The following is a 15,736-nucleotide window of genomic DNA, read 5'->3' on the forward strand; positions in this document are numbered from 1 at the left end:
GACGCCTCGGCTCCCCCACCGGGAATCCGCATGTTCCCGGGGGTGAGAGCCGTACGAAGGTACGGACCATCGGTCCCATACCTCTTATATAGGGTGTTCGCCGACGGCACGTGCCGAGTTTCTTGAGTTCCGTGTGTCGTCGAGGAGAAATCCCGCGGACGAGACGCCCTGAAGGCTTACCCCACCGACCATGCGTGACACCGTGACCCGAACTTCGGTTGCTCCCAATCGACAGCTACTCAGGGAAACTCCATTCGACTCCGCGATGCTCCGGGCGATCTCGCAGGGCTCACCCGGAGCGAGCCCCGCAAGCACTCGCGCACCCGACAACGCCACCGAATCGGCAAGGGCCCGCATCTCGGCACGCGCCCCCAGCGTAAGCGTCGTGGGAAGAGTCAGGCTCGCGCACAGCACGAGGACGCAAAATAATGCCATCCCCATGACGGTGCCCGAACCCCGCTCCGAACGAATCCCACGGGCACGGATGTCAGATGCTAGTCCTCCGGGAGGGTACATACCCGCGCCTCTAACCGGAGCGGGAGCATCCGCCCGACAACACCGCCAATCGGAATATCCGCGGTGGCACACACCAGCCTTGCCTGTGAGTCGACTTTCACTGCCACCCCGGGCAATAACGCTCGAGCCTGCGCCGTGATGCTCTGCTCCGGATCGCCGCGGGCCGAGGCGCGGGCGGATTGTCCGGCGACGTCCCAGAGCCGACTGCGGGTAGTTCCGGCGGCAAGAACCCCGAGGCACAGTGCCAGCAGCACCAACACGGCCGGCATTACGATTGCAAATTCGGCGCTGATGCTCCCTTCCTCGCCCCGGAGTCTCCGCCTGATCCGAGGACGGCGATCATCCCGATCACGGATCGCTGGATTACTCAGGGCCGGATCGAGGCGCACATGGTTGTCCCCGGACGAGTGACGGTGGGCCAGACAAGACGCGTAGCGGTGGGCCAGGCAACCAGTGCACTGATACCGGGCAGCTCGAGGACAAACGGCTGAGCTCTGGGATTCCATGGGCTAACTCGGGATCTGGAGTGCCGCACGAACCAGGTTCGTCAGCAGATCTCGGACCTCGCCGCTCCGGATGATGACCACCAGGAGCCCGGCAAAGGCAACCGCCGCCATCGTGGTGATGGCGTACTCGGCGGTCACCGCGCCGGTGTCATCGGTCAGTGAGTGCTGAATGCGGTCCGCCGCCCTGCGGCGCACGCTGGTCGCGCGAGCCACAAGCCGAAAACAGCGAGGCACCCCTGGGCCATTCACGCCGTGGGGCCGCACCGAGAGCGGTACGGCTGGGAGATCGGACCGCACAGTTTGGGCCGAGTCGGAAGAGTAGGCCAGGTCGGGAGAGTAGGCCAGGTCGGGAGAGTAGGCCAGGTCGGAAGAATCGGCCAGGTCGGAAGAGCCGGTCGGGCAAGGTGAGTTACGTGGGTGAGTCGAGCCGAAAATGCCGGCCGAGCTAGGCGAGCTGGCTGAGCTGGGCGAGCTGGCTGAGCTAGGTGAGGCGAGTGTGATGTTCATGGTGATTCCTCTCGGTTGGTTGATTCCAGTCTTGTGTGAGGTACACACGAGTGGAACGGCGCGAACCGATCGGTGGAGAAACGCGGATGCAACACCGACTGTGGAGGAACCGGTTTGCCCGCCGATACCGGTAAGAATTGGCGGCCAAATCCGAAAATCGAAGGATCTTCGTCGTCTAAGTGGCCGGCGAAGTCTTCGACCCCACAACGGCGGCGGGTGCGCCGCGCCAGACGGACCGTCGATAGAGGGGAAGCCCCGCAAGGGCGGCGAGGACCAGCACACCACAGGCAAACGCGGGGAGGGCGGAATACCCAAATGCCTGCGCGAGGAAAGAGGGCACGAGGGCACCGAGCACGGCACCCAGGGCGATGATTCCGTTGAGTAGTCCCATGGCCGAGCCCTCGGGGCCCGGATAGATCTTTACAACCATCAGGGTGGCAGCAACCACCTCAAACGAGTAGGCAGTGGCGGCCACGATGAGGGCAATCGATCCGATTACCGCCCTCCCCGGAATGTCCCCCATCGCGGCGATCGCCATCGAACCGAACGCGAGATTCGTGGCACCAACCCCCACGAGGAGAACCGCGCCGGGGCCCGTTCGGTTGGCGATTGAACCCGCAAGCGGATAGCAGAGCGTCCCCAGGACGGCACCCACGAGGAACAGAATTGACGACGTTGACGGATTCACGGCGAATGAGTCGCGCATGACCAACGGAACCACGTTGAAAAAGGTTTGGACACCCATCATGGTCAGCAGCCAGGTCAGCAGAAAGACCCCGATCTTCCCCCGCAGGAGTGCGGCTATTCCCTTCGTTCGGGTACCCGACGGCGTCGGGGTGGCCGGCATCAGGCGAGGCAATTGACGCCGACCCAGGAAGAACCCGGTGGCCAAAAGCACGGCGGAGAGGATCCAGCCAAAGCGCAGCTGGGTTGCGGCGAGCGCGGCGATGATCAGCCCAACAACCTGCCCCAATCCGTATGCGAGCCGGAACCAGCTCAGGCGGTTATTCCACTCCTTCATCGGCTGCGCCTCAACGATGAAGAGACCTGCCACGGTTCCCGCAAGTGAGCCCGCCCCACCAAAGATGAGGGCCAGGGGTGCCCAAATCCAGACGCTGGTTCCCAGGCCGAAACCCACCATAGCCAGCGCCATCACCGGGAAGGACCAGAGGAATACACCACGCTGGATTCCCCTGCGATCGGCCAGCGATCCCAATACCGGTGCCAGCAATCCCCCGCATAAAACGCCGCAACGACCAGGCCCACCAGGGTGGGACCGTTTTTCCCGCCGTCCTCCACGCTGAGGGGGATGAAGATTGGCGCGACCCCAAGCATCATCATTCCCACGAGTGCATAGGCCAGGTACCAGGGTTGCGTCCACTTCATGACTCACACCCTATGGACCGGGTAGAAGTGTGTCTATGAGTTACCGACGATTGGCAAACCCGAGGAGAAAAACCCAGAAATACCAGCCACGGACAGGGGTCAGAGGGTGATCGTACCGAGACTGTCCCGCAGCAGGGTGAGCATCATCGGGGCGACACCGAGACAGAGAAAAGCCGGCAGAGCCCCGGCCCCCAGCGGGATCAGCAGCCGGGTTCCCAACCTGGCCACCGCCCGCTGCAGGTCGGTGGAGCGCCGGTCTCGGAGAGACCTCGCCTCGGCACGCAAGAGGTCATGTGCGATCATCCCCACCCGGGCGGCCAGCGTGAGAGCAGCCCGAAGATCCCGGTCGGCGGCCGCGGAGACGGACACCCCGGATCGAGTTAAGGTCTGTGTTGCGCAGGCCCGAGCGGACTCGGGGTCAAGGCCGGCGGACAGAGCCATCGCGGTGAGGTCGAAGGCGACGTCGGACTCGGGTGGCGCATGGAGCGCACGTCGCACGACGGCGCGAATCCAGAGAGCGGTGGCCGCGCTGAGGGACAAACCAACGGTAAGCAAAACCTGCCCGGGGCGTGTGCCGGTGAGGGCATCGAGAAGGGGGAATCCCAGAGCTTCTCCCAACAGGGTTGATACCACCGGCAGTGAACACACCAGCCGGGCGCTCGAACGTGGCCCCTCGGCTTCGGCGTCACAGGCTCGTCGGAGACGCGCGCGCTCGCGCAGGGTCATGGCCAAGCCGCGCAGGCCCTCGGCGAGCGGTGCCCCAGTCTGCGCCGATACCGACCAGACGGCCGCCAATCGCGCCCAGGGAAGAGAAAGCTCCATCCCGATCGCGCCGCGATCCGGATGCCTCGCCGCCGGTCTTCGACCGGCCGTTCCCCGCATGGCCGCGCCGACCGACAGGAGGGCGGCGGCGGGGTCTTGCCCCGTGCCGAGCGCAGCCAGTATGGCCGCCTGCTCTGGCATGCTGCCGGATCGGAGTCCCGATGCCCCAAGTAGCTTGGGCGGGTGACGGATAAACACCGACCGGCGCACCGCCCGTGCCTCCGTTACCTTCCCCGCGGAAGGGAAATCCTCCGCCAGACCGGGGTCGGTCACGTAGGACCATGCGGCGGCCGGGGCCAGCCCCGCCCCCAGCATGGTGGCGAGTCGCTCGATATCCGCGGCACACGCATCGTGATATGCGGACACATCTCGCCGGATCCTCCGTTGACGGCTCGCCGCAGGCGAGGTGATGGAAGCTCTCATCGGACCGCACTCCACACCGGCACCGTTGCGAGCAGCCCCGCGGGGGTACGCTCAAGACGCCCGATCGCGGCGAGCCCACGGGGGCGATCCCCACGCAGGTGCAACACGAGATCGAGCGCGCTCACGGCCTGGCTGGCCAGCGCAGTCGGCGCGAGTCCGGCCAGCGCCCCCAGCGCTTCCAACCGCGCGGGGACATCCTCAAGCGAGTTTGCGTGAATCGTGCCCGCGCCGCCATCATGCCCGGTGTTCAGGGCGGAGAACAGATCCTGAATCTCCGCCCCTCGACACTCCCCGAGGATCAATCGATCGGGTCGCATCCGCAGTGCCTCACGCACCAGGCTCCGTAGGCCCAGGTGGCCGATCCCCTCAATGTTCGCCTGACGTGCCTGCAGGGAGATGAACAGCCGACGGCGTACGCCGAGCTCCGCCACGTCCTCGACCGCGATCACGCGTTCGGTATCGGGGGCGGCATCGATCAGTGCGGCGAGCAGGGTGGTTTTCCCGGAGCCCGTGGGCCCGCTGATCAGGATGTTTCGACGTTCCCTGAGTAGATCGATGATGAGCGAGGTGGCATCGTGCTCACCCCCGGGTCCAAAGAATCCCGAGGCGGCCAGCGTGTCGAGGGAGAGCGGAGTGAGCGCGGGAACGCGCACGCTGAGTTGGGTACCGTGCGCGGCCACCGGGGGAAGGACCGCATGCACTCGAACGCCACCGGGAAGCCGGACATCCGCGCAGGGGGCCGCCTCATCGATGTGGCGGCCCCCGAGCGCAATGAGACGCGTGGCGAGGGCGCGCACCTCGATCTCCCGGTGAACTTCGCGATCGGCCGGCTCGAGGCCCTGCCCACGGTCATACCAGGCGCCCGCGTCTGCGGAGAGGAAGATATCGCTCACCCCCGCCCGCAGCAGCGGGGTGGAGAGGACCCCGAAGTGGCGGGCAAGACTCACCCGTTGATCGAGCGCCCGCTCATCCTGCGCCCGCGCGGGCGGCACGCGCTTGGCGGCGCCGGAGGGATCCAGGTGAGGCTTGCGCACCGGGGCCAGCACCGGGGCAAGCACCGAGTCATGCACCGAGTCATGCACCGGGGCAAGCACCGGGGGATCACGGGTCGAGGCGCGGGCCTGGGAGTCACGGGGCAGGGCCAGAACCGGCGCATCAACGGTCGGGGAATCACGGATTGGGACTTCGGTGAGTGTGGTCATGCCACGAGCGTAGGTTCGGCGGCGCAGGAGGGGGCCGGCGGGCCACGTTCTGTGGACTACGCGTGAGGGAAGTCTCGCCTGTGGAAAACCGCGGATCCGCGTCAGGACGGGGAAAACACCGTCGGGAAAAATAAAAGGGCGGCATCCATTGGGGGGAATGGATGCCGCCGCAAGCGACACTGGATTGGGGGGAATCCGTTGTGCGCTGCACGCTCGAAATAAGAATTTCGGCCTGGATTTAGTGTACGCCCTCGACGTCGATTTGACGACCCCTGTCCACCAAGTGGATGACACCAGTTCGGGGGACAAGAGGGTATCTCCCGCATGATTCCGCGGAACACAACCTATTCCACATCAAAAAAACTTTTTCACGGATTCTTCGGACACGTTCTGGGCACCCGAATTTTCGGAGTACGCTGTGTGTGCATGGCCCACATCGAGGTGGGAACACGTCATCGCAAAGGAGCGATTTAGCCGTCATGAATGCCCAGATTGATAATCTGCTCACCGAAACCCGTCGATTCGAGCCCACCCCGGAGTTTGTCGCGCAGGCAAACGCGGATGAGACTCTCTACGATCGCGCTCAGGCAGACAGGTTGGGGTTCTGGGCGGATCAGGCACGCGACCTGATCAGCTGGCAGCGGCCGTTTACCTCGGTACTGAACTGGGAAAACCCACCGTTTGCCAAGTGGTTTGAGGACGGCACGCTCAACGTGGCCTACAACTGCCTGGACCGGCACGTGGAGGCGGGCAACGGCGAACGGATCGCGCTCTACTGGGAGGGCGAACCGGGTGACACCCGTGCCATCACCTATGCGGAGCTCACCGATGAGGTTAAGCGCACCGCCAACGTCCTGACCGATCTGGGCGTGCGCGCCGGGGATCGGGTGGCCATCTACCTGCCGATGATCCCCGAGGCCATCGTCTCGATGCTCGCAGTGGCCCGCCTGGGCGCGGTCCACTCGGTGATCTTTGGCGGATTCAGCGCCGACAGCATTCGCGCCCGCGTGGACGACGCGGCGGCGACCCTGATCATCACCGCCGACGGTGGATACCGCAAGGGCAAGGTGTCTCCGCTCAAGCCCGCCGTGGACGCGGCCCTGGAGGCCCGCGGCGACCTTCCCGCGCAGCAGACTGTCCGCAACGTCCTCGTGGTTGGCCGAGGCGGCAACGAGATCGAGTGGACCGAGGGCCGCGACCACTGGTGGCATGAACGCGTGCCGGCCGCATCCAATGTGCATGAGCCCGAGGCCTTTCCCGCCGAAAACCCGCTGTTTATCCTCTACACATCGGGCACCACCGGTGCCCCCAAGGGAATCCTGCACACCTCCGGCGGCTACCTGACCCAGGCCGCCTACACCCACCGCAACGTCTTCGACATCCACCCCGAGACCGACGTGTACTGGTGCACCGCGGATGTGGGCTGGATCACCGGACACACCTACGTCACCTACGGCCCACTCGCCAACGGCGCGACCCAGGTGCTCTACGAGGGAACCCCCGACTCCCCCAACCCCGGCCGCTGGTGGGAGCTGATCGAAAAGTATCGGGTCAGCGTGTTTTACACCGCGCCCACCGCAATCCGGGCTGCGATGAAGCTCGGCCGGAAGATCCCCAAGCGCTCGGATCTGTCCAGCATCCGCCTGCTCGGCTCGGTGGGTGAACCCATCAACCCCGAGGCTTGGATGTGGTACCGCAAGGTCATCGGCGGCAAAACCGCCCCGATTGTGGACACCTGGTGGCAGACCGAGACCGGTGCGATCATGATTTCGGCCCTCCCCGGCGTCACCGTCACCAAGCCCGGCAGCGCCCAGGTCCCCCTTCCGGGCATCGAGGTTTCGGTGCTTGAGGAAAACGGGACCCCGGTCCCGCCGGGCAGCGGTGGCCTGTTGGCGATCACCGAGCCCTGGCCCAGCATGCTGCGCGGCATCTGGGGCGACCCGGACCGGTTCCGCGAGACCTACTGGAGCACGTTCCCCAACGCCTACTTCGCCGGGGATGGCGCACGCCTGGACGCCGATGGAGATGTGTGGCTGCTCGGCCGCGTAGACGATGTGATGAACGTCTCCGGACATCGGCTCTCGACCGCCGAGATTGAGTCGGCACTGGTGGCCCATCCGTTTGTTGCCGAATCGGCCGTGGTGGGGGCCACCGATGAGACCACCGGTCAGGCGGTCGTCGCGTTTGTCATCCTCAAGGAGAGCCAGGCAGAGGAAACCGCGGACCACGCGGCGGTCTCGGCGGCACTGAAGTCACACGTGTCCACCCTGATCGGACCGATCGCCCGGCCCCGGGATATTTTCGTGGTGGCCGAGCTGCCCAAAACCCGGTCGGGCAAGATCATGCGCCGCCTGCTGCGCGACCTGGCCGAGGGCCGCGAGGTGGGTGACACCACCACGCTCGCGGACACCACGGTGATGCGTATCATCTCGGCGGACGTCGCCGCCCGCTAGTCGCGTATCTCATATCCGCCCCACCCCAAAACGAGTGGCACCGGACCCTTGGGTCCGGTGCCACTCGTGAGTATCGGGCACGGCTACTCGAACGCCACCACGATTTCGACCTCCACCGGCGCGTTCAGCGGCAGCACGGCGACGCCGACGGCGGCACGGGCGTGCTGCCCCCGCTCGCCGAAGATCTCACCGATCAGGGTTGAGGCACCGTTGATGACCGCGGGCTGACCGAAAAACTCGGGGTCGGACGCGACGAAGCCATTGATCTTCACGACCCGGGTGATCCGGTCCAGCGAACCGATCTGGGCCTGAACGGCGGCCAGCGCGTTGAGCGCGGCGATTCCGGCGTAGTCGGCTGCGATCTCCGGGCTGACAAGACCTTCACCCACCCCAACCTTGCCCGTCTCGGGCAGCGCGCCGGAGACAAAGGGCAGCTGGCCCGAGGTGAAAACGAGGTTACCCTCGGTCACCGCGGGCAGATAAGCGGCCACCGGCGCGGCGACCTCGGGCAGGCTCAGACCCAGCTCGGCGAGCCGGTCGGCAATGGCGCTCATGCCTGTGCTCCCTCATCGGCCAGCGGACGCTTGAGGTAGGCAACCAGGCCACCCTCGGGTCCGTTCACGACCTGAACCAGCTCCCAGCCCTGCTTCCCCCAGTTGTTGAGGATCGCGGCGGTGTTGTGGATCATGAGCGGCGTGGTGAGGTACTCCCAGCGAGTCATGTTTCTCCTTAAATAGTATGAAGTTCGGGGCCTGGATAGGGATTCTTTCAGCAATGTCGCTTAAACTGAATCCTATGCCTCAAGAAAAACGTACCGGTAGCGGTGTCCTGGGTAGCCTGATGGGCTTCATCGGTCTCAGCGTCGCCGCGGGGATCCTCGTGACCGCAGCGGTCACCCCCGCCCTCGCCGTGACCGGCATGTCCACCAAGGGTGCGATCAACGCATTCGATGGGCTCCCGGCTTTCCTGGACATTGATCCGCCGATGGAGCGTACAAACATCTACGCGACCGCCTCGGACGGCAGCCACCAGCTGCTGGCCACCTTCTTCGACCAGAACCGCCAGCAGGTGGCTTGGGACGATGTCTCCCAATACTTTAAGGACGCCGCGGTATCCACCGAGGACCCGCGCTTCTACGACCACGGCGGTGTGGACCTGATCGGTACCACCCGTGCAGTTCTGTCCAACTTTGTGAAGTCTTCCGGTACCCAGGGTGGATCCTCGATCACCCAGCAGTACGTGAAGAACGTGCTGGTGCAGAACGCCGAGCAGATCACCAATAAGGAACAGCGCGACGCCGCCTACCAGGATGCGATTCGCCAGACCCCCGAGCGTAAGCTGCGCGAGATGCGCTACTCGATCGGTGTGGAGCAGAAGTACACCAAGGACCAGATCCTGCTCGGGTACCTCAACATCGCCAACTTCGGTGGTGTCTCCTACGGTGTCGAGGCCGCCTCGCAGTACTACTTCGGTGTGTCCGCCAAGGATGTCAACATCCAGCAGGCCGCGACGCTGATCGCGACCATCAACGACCCCAACGGTCTGCGAATCGACCGTCCCGACAGCGAGAAGAACGGCGCGGCCAACGGCTATAAGCTGACCAAGGATCGCCGCGACTACGTCATCGACAAGATGCTCAAGGAGGGGAAGATCACCAAGGCTCAGCACGATGAGGCCGTGGCGAGCCCCATCGAGCCGAACCTCAAGCCGCCGAGCACCGGATGTCAGGCCGCCGGAAACGCCGGTTACTTCTGTAACTACGTGCAGAACATCATCCTGAACAGCCCCGAATTCGGCGTGAGCCTCGATGATCGCCGCGCAACCCTGCGCCGTGGCGGTATGGACGTGTACACCACCCTCGACCTCGACATCCAGAACGCCGCTCAGGCCGCGATGGACCGTTGGGTTCCCGAGGAGAAGCCCAACGTAGAGCTGGGCGCCGCGGCTTCCACCGTGCAGCCCGGCACCGGCCGCGTGCTGGCGATGGTTCAGAACAAGACCTTCTCCGAGGACCAGCAGGTGGGCGAATCGAGCCGCTCGCACACCAGCATCAACTACAACACCGACTACAACTACGGTGGCTCCAACGGATTCCAGGTGGGTTCGCAGTACAAGGTATTTGTGCTGCTGGACTGGCTGAAGTCCGGCAAGTCGCTCAACGACACGGTGGATGCCAGCCGGCAGTCCTACGTCAAATGGGATGACAGCTGTGTTCCAGGCGGGAAGATGACCACGGCACCGTGGAACCCGCAGAACTATGACGGCAGTGGCTCGGGCCGGATCACCCCGTATGAGGCGACCCGACGCTCGGTGAACACCGCGTTTGTCAACATGGCCAGCAAGCTGGACCTCTGCGACATCCGCAAGACCGCTCAGTCCCTCGGTGTGCACCGTGCAGACGGTGGCGAGCTCTCCAAGCTGCCCTCCTCGGTCCTCGGTGCAAACGAAATCGCCCCGCTGACCATGGCCAGCGCGTTCGCGGGAATCGCCGCTCAGGGCAAGTTCTGCACCCCGGTCGCGATCGACAAGATCGTGGGCCCGGGCGGCAAGGACATGGCCGTGCCGAAGTCCAGCTGCGACCAGGCGGTCACCCCCGAGGTTGCGAACACCGCGGCCTATGCCATGCAGGCGGTATTTGGTCCCGGTGGTACCGCGGCCAACGCGGTTGTCCCCGGTGCCCCGCAGTTCGGTAAGACCGGTACCGCGGATGACGCGTACGACACCTGGATCACCGGTGGAACCACCAAGGCCGTAACCTCGTTCTGGATCGGTAACGTGCAGGGTATGCCCGGCACCGGACGGAAGTCGTCGATGTATAACGTGCAGGCAAACGGAACCAGCGCCTTCCAGGCCAAGTTCCGGGCGTTCGCCGGAATCACCACCGCCACGATTGGCAAGTTCGGTGGAGACGCCTTCCCGAAGCCCGATGCCTCGCTGACCAAGACCCAGCAGAGCCCCGTGCCGGATGTGAGTGGCCAGAGCGTCGCCGACGCGACCGCGGCGCTGACCGCCGCCGGATTCAACGTCCAGGTGGGTGACCCCACGCTCTCGAGCGTCGCCGCCGGCATGGTGGCGGGCACCGACCCGGCCGCCGGAACCAACGTTTCGACCGGCAACACGATCACCATCCGTCCCAGCGACGGCACCGGTAAGAGTGTTCCGGATCTCTCGAATATGACCGGTGATCAGGCGAAGTCGGCCCTTCAGGGTCTCGGCTTTACCAGCGTGGATCAGAAGTGTGTGGCCGACCCGGCCGCACAACCCGGTGATGGCAAGGTGACCGCGCAGGTCCCCGCCGCCAACACGATGGTGAACCCGGCAAACACGCCGGCCTCCATTACCGTAACCAAGCAGAGCTGCTAGCAAGGAGCACCCCGATGGCCCGACGGACCGGCAGAATTACTCCCCTGGTGGGGGTGTTGGCCGTCGCGGCCGCGGGGTGTTTTGCGTGGGCAAGCCTGATCGAGCGGCGCATGTTCACGCTGCGTCGAGTCGAGGTTCCGGTGCTTCCGGCGGGGAGCGACCCGATCCGGATCCTGCACCTCTCGGATCTCCACATGGCACCCTGGCAGCGCGATAAGCAGGCCTGGGTCCGCTCGCTGGCCGCCGAACAGCCCGACCTGGTGGTGGACACCGGGGACAACCTCGGTCACGCCGACGGCATTCGCGGAATCGAACTGGCCTTTGCCGAGTTTGGGGGCGTCCCCGGCGTCTACGTCAACGGATCCAACGACTACTACGGTCCGGTTCGGAAGAACTGGCTGCGGTATTTCCGCGGCCCCTCCTCCTCCGGTGCCTCCGCCCCCCGCCGCTCGAAGGACCTCGATATCCCGCGACTGGAGCGCTTCTTCACCGACGCGCTGGGGTGGCGCTCGCTCAACAACCGGGTGGATGAGATCACCATTCGCGGAACCAGGATCGGGTTCTTCGGGGTTGATGATCCGCATATCGGACGGGACCGGCTCGATCTGCTCACCGGACTGCTGGACGGGCAGGAAGACGCGGACTCCTTCGAGTCCGAGGCCTCGGCCCCCGCGCTACGCATCGGCGTCGCTCATGCCCCGTATCAGCGGGTGCTGAACTCGTATGTGACCCACGGGGCCGACGTGATCCTGGCCGGCCACACCCACGGCGGACAGGTGTGTGTGCCGGGTGTGGGTGCCCTGGTGACCAACTGCGATATCCCGCGGCGCCAGGTCAAGGGGCTAAGCCTCTGGCGACACGCATTCCGCAGCGCCTACCTCAACGTCTCGGCGGGCCTGGGCACCTCGATCTACGCCCCCGTGCGCTTTGCCTGCCGCCCCGAAGCCACCCTGGTGACCCTGGTTCCCCGCTAGGCTTCCCCGGCGTCTCAGACACGCACACAGCCGCCCACACAAACGTGTGTGGGCGGCTGTGTGCGTGTGGGGCCCCGGCCTGCAGGGCGGGAGGAGGTCGCCGGCAAGTGAGCCACCGTTGCGTAGCGCGTAGTTATGCGCGGACCCTCGCATCCGCGGGAAGACTCCGGGCAAAACAAAAGCCGGTCAGATTTCTCTGACCGGCTTTGATGTTTCCATCTGTCGGGGTGGCGGGAATTGAACCCACGACCTCTTCGTCCCGAACGAAGCGCGCTACCAAGCTGCGCCACACCCCGATGGTGATCTTGCGACCTCTATTAGAGTACCTGATTTTCGCCCGGAGTTTGACCACGGCCCCCTCAACCGGCTTTTTTTTACCGTGTTTCCGCGGTTTTCCGGCGTGCACACCCCCGGGGGAATGTGCACGCCGGGTGTGTCATTCGGCGTGTCCGGGAAGCGCCCGGGCCTCGAGCGGGGCGGCAAAGAATGCAACCTCATGAGCCGAGGCTCGCTCAAAGGCCTCGAACATGCGCGCCCGGGTATCCGGATCGGCCCGCCGCACGGCCTCCCCCACAAATCCGATGGCCAACCGGGTGGAGCGGGCGAACGCCTCATCGGCGTAGGTTTCCAGCCAACTTGCGTAGGGGTGCGCGGGATGGGACTGCGCCACCAGGCGACTCCCGATGTCCTGGTAGAGCCAGTAGCAGGGCAGCACCGCGGCGATGATCACCGCGTAGTCCCCGCGGGCGGCGGCCGCCAGCAGGTGATCCACATAGGCGATGGTCGCGGGGGCGGGCGGGGTGTTAAACACCTCGTCCTCGGGCAGCCAGCCCTGGTGCAGCTGCAGCTCGGCGGCGATCGCCCCGTTGGCCCCGGCCGCCCAGAACGCCTGCTCCTCAGGGGTCGGCGCGAGCCTGGAGGCCTCGGCAAGCACCCGCGAGTAGTCCCGCAGGTAGAGTGCATCCTGGGCCAGGTACCAGGTAAAGGCGTCGCGATCGAGGGTACCCGCGCCCAGCCGCTCGACAAACGGGAGCGTGTTGGCGCGGTGCCGGATCGGGGCGATGGCCCGCCACCACAGATCGAGATGTTCCTCGGCCGTGCGCTCGGTAGTCAGGCCGCCGCGGGACCAGAGTCCGGCGAAGTGGGAGATCGGGCCGTGGCCGGTGCCCACGTGCAGCGAATCGGCGTGGTCGATCGACTCGGTCAGCCAGCGCTTCACCTCGGCGATGGCCTCGAGCCAGTCTCCGCCCGCGGCGATGCGGGTCGCCAGCGCCGCCGAGAGCGAGCATCCGGTCCCGTGGGTGTTATCGGTCCGGATGCGTGCCCCGGCAAACTCCACGACCCGCAGGCCGCCGGGAATGCTGCCCGAGGCGTCCACCAGGGCGTCGGGGGCGGTCTCACCCTCCAGATGTCCACCCTTGGCGAGTACCCTGACCGCATAGCGCTCGGAAACCCGTTCCGCCTGGGCCAGGACATCTTCCCACGTGGTGGCCACCGGTTCCTCGGCCAGGATCGCCAGCTCGGGGATGTTGGGGGTGATCAGATGCGCCCGCGACAGCAGGCCGCGCAGCGCGGCCTCGGCGTCGGCCGCCAGGAGCCGGTCCCCGCTGGTTGCGATCATCACCGGATCGAGCACCACGAGGGGCGGTTTGACCGCATCCAGCCAGCGGGTGACGGTGTCGATCACCGCCGCGTCGCCAAGCATCCCGATCTTGACCGCGTCGATCACCACATCATCCGACACGGCATCCAGCTGCTCCCGGAGGAAGGTCACGGGCGGCACGTGCACGCCGCGCACACCCCGGGTGTTCTGGGCTACCAGCGCGGTGACCACGGCCATCCCGAACCCGCCATTGGCGGCGATGGATTTGAGGTCGGCCTGGATCCCGGCACCGCCGGTGGGATCGGTGCCGGCGATCGAGAGCACCCTGACCGGACCGGAGACGTCCGGGTGCGCCCCGGCGGTACCCGGGACAACGCGCGAAACTTCCGGAAACACGCGCGCCGCATCCGCGCTCATGCCTGAGCTCCGTTCCAGGCGGCGCGCAGCTCGCGGGCCGCGGCATCGGGATCCGGCACGGCACAGATCGCCGAGACCAGCGCCGCCCCGGCCAGGCCCGCGGCTCGAAGGATCGGCAGGTCGGCGGCGCGCAGACCGCCGATTGCCACCGCGGGCAGCGACGACGCGGCAGCCAGGCGGGCGACCGCCTCGTGACCGAGCCCATCCGGCGCATCGGCCTTGGTGGTTGTGTTGTGCAGCGGGCCGATGCCGATGTGATCCACCACGCCCGAGGCCGCCGCGGCCGCGATTTCCTCGGGGGTGCTGGCCGAGAGGCCGAGGACCGCATCGGTCCCGATCAGCGAGCGGATCGCCGTGACCGGCAGATCGCCCTGGCCCACGTGAACACCGGACACCCGCGCCGCCCGAACCCGCGCGGCCAGGAACACGTCCACCCGGTCGTTCACGATCAGGGCCACATGCGTCGGCAGCGCTCCCGCCAGGGCCTCCACATAGGCCAGAAAGTCTCGGGCCGAGGCGTCCTTCTCCCGCACCTGCACGGTGTTGACTCCCCCGGCAACCGCCGCCAGGACGCCGCCCACGGGGTCGTGTCCGGCCGCGCGCAGCTGACCGGTGTCGGTCACCAGGTAGACCGAGAGGTCGGGCCGTGGCAGGCTCATGCGATCACCATCCGGGCGGCGATGTGCTCGGCCCGGACCTCGTCCAGGGCATCCAGGAAGGCGATCTGGAAGCTCCCCGGTCGCGGTGCGCGCTCGGCCGCCAGCTCGGCGGCAATGTTGTAGGTGCTGACCGCGGCGACCGCGGCCACCATGGGATCCTCGTCCACGGCGGCAAAGGCGGCCAGGACCGCGCCCAGCGCGCATCCACCCCCGGTAATCCGGGTCTGCAGGACGTGGCCGTTGGACAGGCGCACGGTGCGCTCCCCGTCGGTAATCAGGTCGGTGGGCCCGGAGACCGCGAGGACCCCGCCGGTGCGTCGGGCGAGCGATACCGCGGCATCCAGGGCGCTCTCGACCCCGTCGGTCGCGTCCACACCGCGGCCCCCGGCCCCGGCCTCGGCCAGCGCCAGAATCTCCGAGGCGTTTCCGCGGACGATGGTGGGGCGCAGCTCGCGCAGTTCCAGCGCGAGCGCCGTACGCACCGGCAGCGCGCCGATTGCGACCGGATCAAGCACCCACGGGGTACCCGCCTCGTTTGCCGCGGCCACGGCCTCCCGGGCCGCCTCGCACTGCTCGGGCACCGGGGTTCCGAGGTTGATCAGCAGGCCCTGGGCGATCCGGGCAAACGGCCCGGCCTCGCCGACGATGTCACACATCGCCGGGGCCGCCCCGAGCGCCAGCAGCGCGTTGGCGGTGAAATTGGTGACCACCGCATTGGTGATGCTCTGCACGAGCGGCGCGGTTACACGCACCCGCTCCAGGGCGGTCTGGGTCTGGGAAATAAGGTTTTCTGGCGTGCGCGACATGCGCGACATCCCTTCGCTAGTACGAGCTAGATCAGGTTCGACGGGTGTAATCTCAGCCTCGAAGGGCACCCCGTGTCACGTGGTTTTCGGGTGTCACGC

At 66.3% G+C, this 15,736-nt stretch carries 15 protein-coding genes, 1 tRNA gene and 1 riboswitch; of the genes, 3 read left to right on the forward strand and 13 right to left on the reverse strand.

The features are described from left to right. Window positions 1–84: 84 nt before the first annotated feature. The 7 genes from IE92_RS19190 to IE92_RS0115735 form a co-directional block, all read right to left on the reverse strand. The gene (locus IE92_RS19190) at window positions 85–516 is read right to left on the reverse strand and encodes an Rv3654c family TadE-like protein (protein WP_078891005.1); all 432 of its coding nucleotides are present in this window, start codon (window positions 514–516) and stop codon (window positions 85–87) included. Then, entirely contained in the window at window positions 495–1,022 is a 528-nt protein-coding gene (locus IE92_RS19195; protein WP_425411850.1) for a TadE family type IV pilus minor pilin, read from the reverse strand. The genes IE92_RS19190 and IE92_RS19195 overlap by 22 nt, the downstream gene beginning before the upstream one ends. A 3-nt stretch (window positions 1,023–1,025) precedes the next feature. Further along, a complete protein-coding gene (locus tag IE92_RS0115715) occupies window positions 1,026–1,235 on the reverse strand; it encodes a DUF4244 domain-containing protein (RefSeq protein WP_030149448.1) in 210 nt (69 codons plus the stop codon). Between the two features lie 469 nt (window positions 1,236–1,704). Then, window positions 1,705–2,760 carry an MFS transporter gene (locus tag IE92_RS16960; protein ID WP_162178525.1) on the reverse strand — a complete coding sequence of 352 codons (1,056 nt, stop codon included), beginning with the start codon at window positions 2,758–2,760 and terminating at the stop codon, window positions 1,705–1,707. Next, complete coding sequence (locus IE92_RS18585; RefSeq protein WP_030149450.1) at window positions 2,682–2,915, reverse strand: hypothetical protein; 234 nt, start codon at window positions 2,913–2,915, stop codon at window positions 2,682–2,684. The genes IE92_RS16960 and IE92_RS18585 overlap by 79 nt, the downstream gene beginning before the upstream one ends. Window positions 2,916–3,014: 99 nt before the next feature. After that, window positions 3,015–4,103 carry a type II secretion system F family protein gene (locus IE92_RS0115730; RefSeq protein WP_030149451.1) on the reverse strand — a complete coding sequence of 363 codons (1,089 nt, stop codon included), beginning with the start codon at window positions 4,101–4,103 and terminating at the stop codon, window positions 3,015–3,017. A 53-nt stretch (window positions 4,104–4,156) separates the two neighbouring features. Further along, a complete protein-coding gene (locus tag IE92_RS0115735; RefSeq protein WP_081864203.1) occupies window positions 4,157–5,362 on the reverse strand; it encodes a TadA family conjugal transfer-associated ATPase in 1,206 nt (401 codons plus the stop codon). Between the two features lie 479 nt (window positions 5,363–5,841). Between IE92_RS0115735 and acs the strand changes: the two genes are divergently transcribed. Further along, a complete protein-coding gene (gene acs, locus IE92_RS0115740; RefSeq protein WP_030149453.1) occupies window positions 5,842–7,815 on the forward strand; it encodes an acetate--CoA ligase in 1,974 nt (657 codons plus the stop codon). Between the two features lie 83 nt (window positions 7,816–7,898). On the opposite strand, the gene IE92_RS0115745 is transcribed toward acs, so the two are convergent. Both IE92_RS0115745 and sp36 read right to left on the reverse strand, forming a co-directional pair. Beyond that, window positions 7,899–8,369 carry a RidA family protein gene (locus IE92_RS0115745; RefSeq protein ID WP_030149454.1) on the reverse strand — a complete coding sequence of 157 codons (471 nt, stop codon included), beginning with the start codon at window positions 8,367–8,369 and terminating at the stop codon, window positions 7,899–7,901. Then, entirely contained in the window at window positions 8,366–8,536 is a 171-nt protein-coding gene (gene sp36, locus IE92_RS18485; protein WP_156027635.1) for a Sp36 family protein, read from the reverse strand. The genes IE92_RS0115745 and sp36 overlap by 4 nt, the downstream gene beginning before the upstream one ends. 74 nt (window positions 8,537–8,610) lie before the next feature. Between sp36 and IE92_RS0115755 the strand changes: the two genes are divergently transcribed. Together IE92_RS0115755 and IE92_RS0115760 are read left to right on the forward strand one after the other, a co-directional pair. Then, window positions 8,611–11,178 carry a transglycosylase domain-containing protein gene (locus tag IE92_RS0115755; protein WP_030149867.1) on the forward strand — a complete coding sequence of 856 codons (2,568 nt, stop codon included), beginning with the start codon at window positions 8,611–8,613 and terminating at the stop codon, window positions 11,176–11,178. 14 nt (window positions 11,179–11,192) lie between these two features. Further along, window positions 11,193–12,152, forward strand: a complete 960-nt coding sequence (locus tag IE92_RS0115760) for a metallophosphoesterase (RefSeq protein ID WP_030149456.1) — start codon at window positions 11,193–11,195, stop codon at window positions 12,150–12,152. A 222-nt stretch (window positions 12,153–12,374) separates the two neighbouring features. Here IE92_RS0115760 and IE92_RS0115765 read toward each other — a convergent pair. From IE92_RS0115765 to thiM, 4 genes are all read right to left on the reverse strand, one after another. Next, a tRNA-Pro gene (locus tag IE92_RS0115765) sits at window positions 12,375–12,448 on the reverse strand. Between the two features lie 140 nt (window positions 12,449–12,588). Then, complete coding sequence (locus IE92_RS0115770) at window positions 12,589–14,172, reverse strand: bifunctional hydroxymethylpyrimidine kinase/phosphomethylpyrimidine kinase (protein ID WP_081864201.1); 1,584 nt, start codon at window positions 14,170–14,172, stop codon at window positions 12,589–12,591. Then, window positions 14,169–14,831 carry a thiamine phosphate synthase gene (gene thiE / locus IE92_RS0115775; protein ID WP_030149458.1) on the reverse strand — a complete coding sequence of 221 codons (663 nt, stop codon included), beginning with the start codon at window positions 14,829–14,831 and terminating at the stop codon, window positions 14,169–14,171. Before thiE ends, IE92_RS0115770 begins: the two co-directional genes overlap by 4 nt. Next, window positions 14,828–15,637, reverse strand: coding sequence for a hydroxyethylthiazole kinase (gene thiM / locus IE92_RS0115780; RefSeq protein ID WP_030149459.1), 810 nt, complete (start codon window positions 15,635–15,637; stop codon window positions 14,828–14,830). Before thiM ends, thiE begins: the two co-directional genes overlap by 4 nt. Beyond that, window positions 15,629–15,720: riboswitch (TPP riboswitch) on the reverse strand. It overlaps the preceding gene by 9 nt. Between the last annotated feature and the right edge of the window lie 16 nt (window positions 15,721–15,736).

The sequence above is a fragment of the Mycetocola saprophilus genome, assembly GCF_000718085.1.
In the GTDB taxonomy this organism is placed as follows: Bacteria; Actinomycetota; Actinomycetes; order Actinomycetales; family Microbacteriaceae; genus Mycetocola; species Mycetocola saprophilus.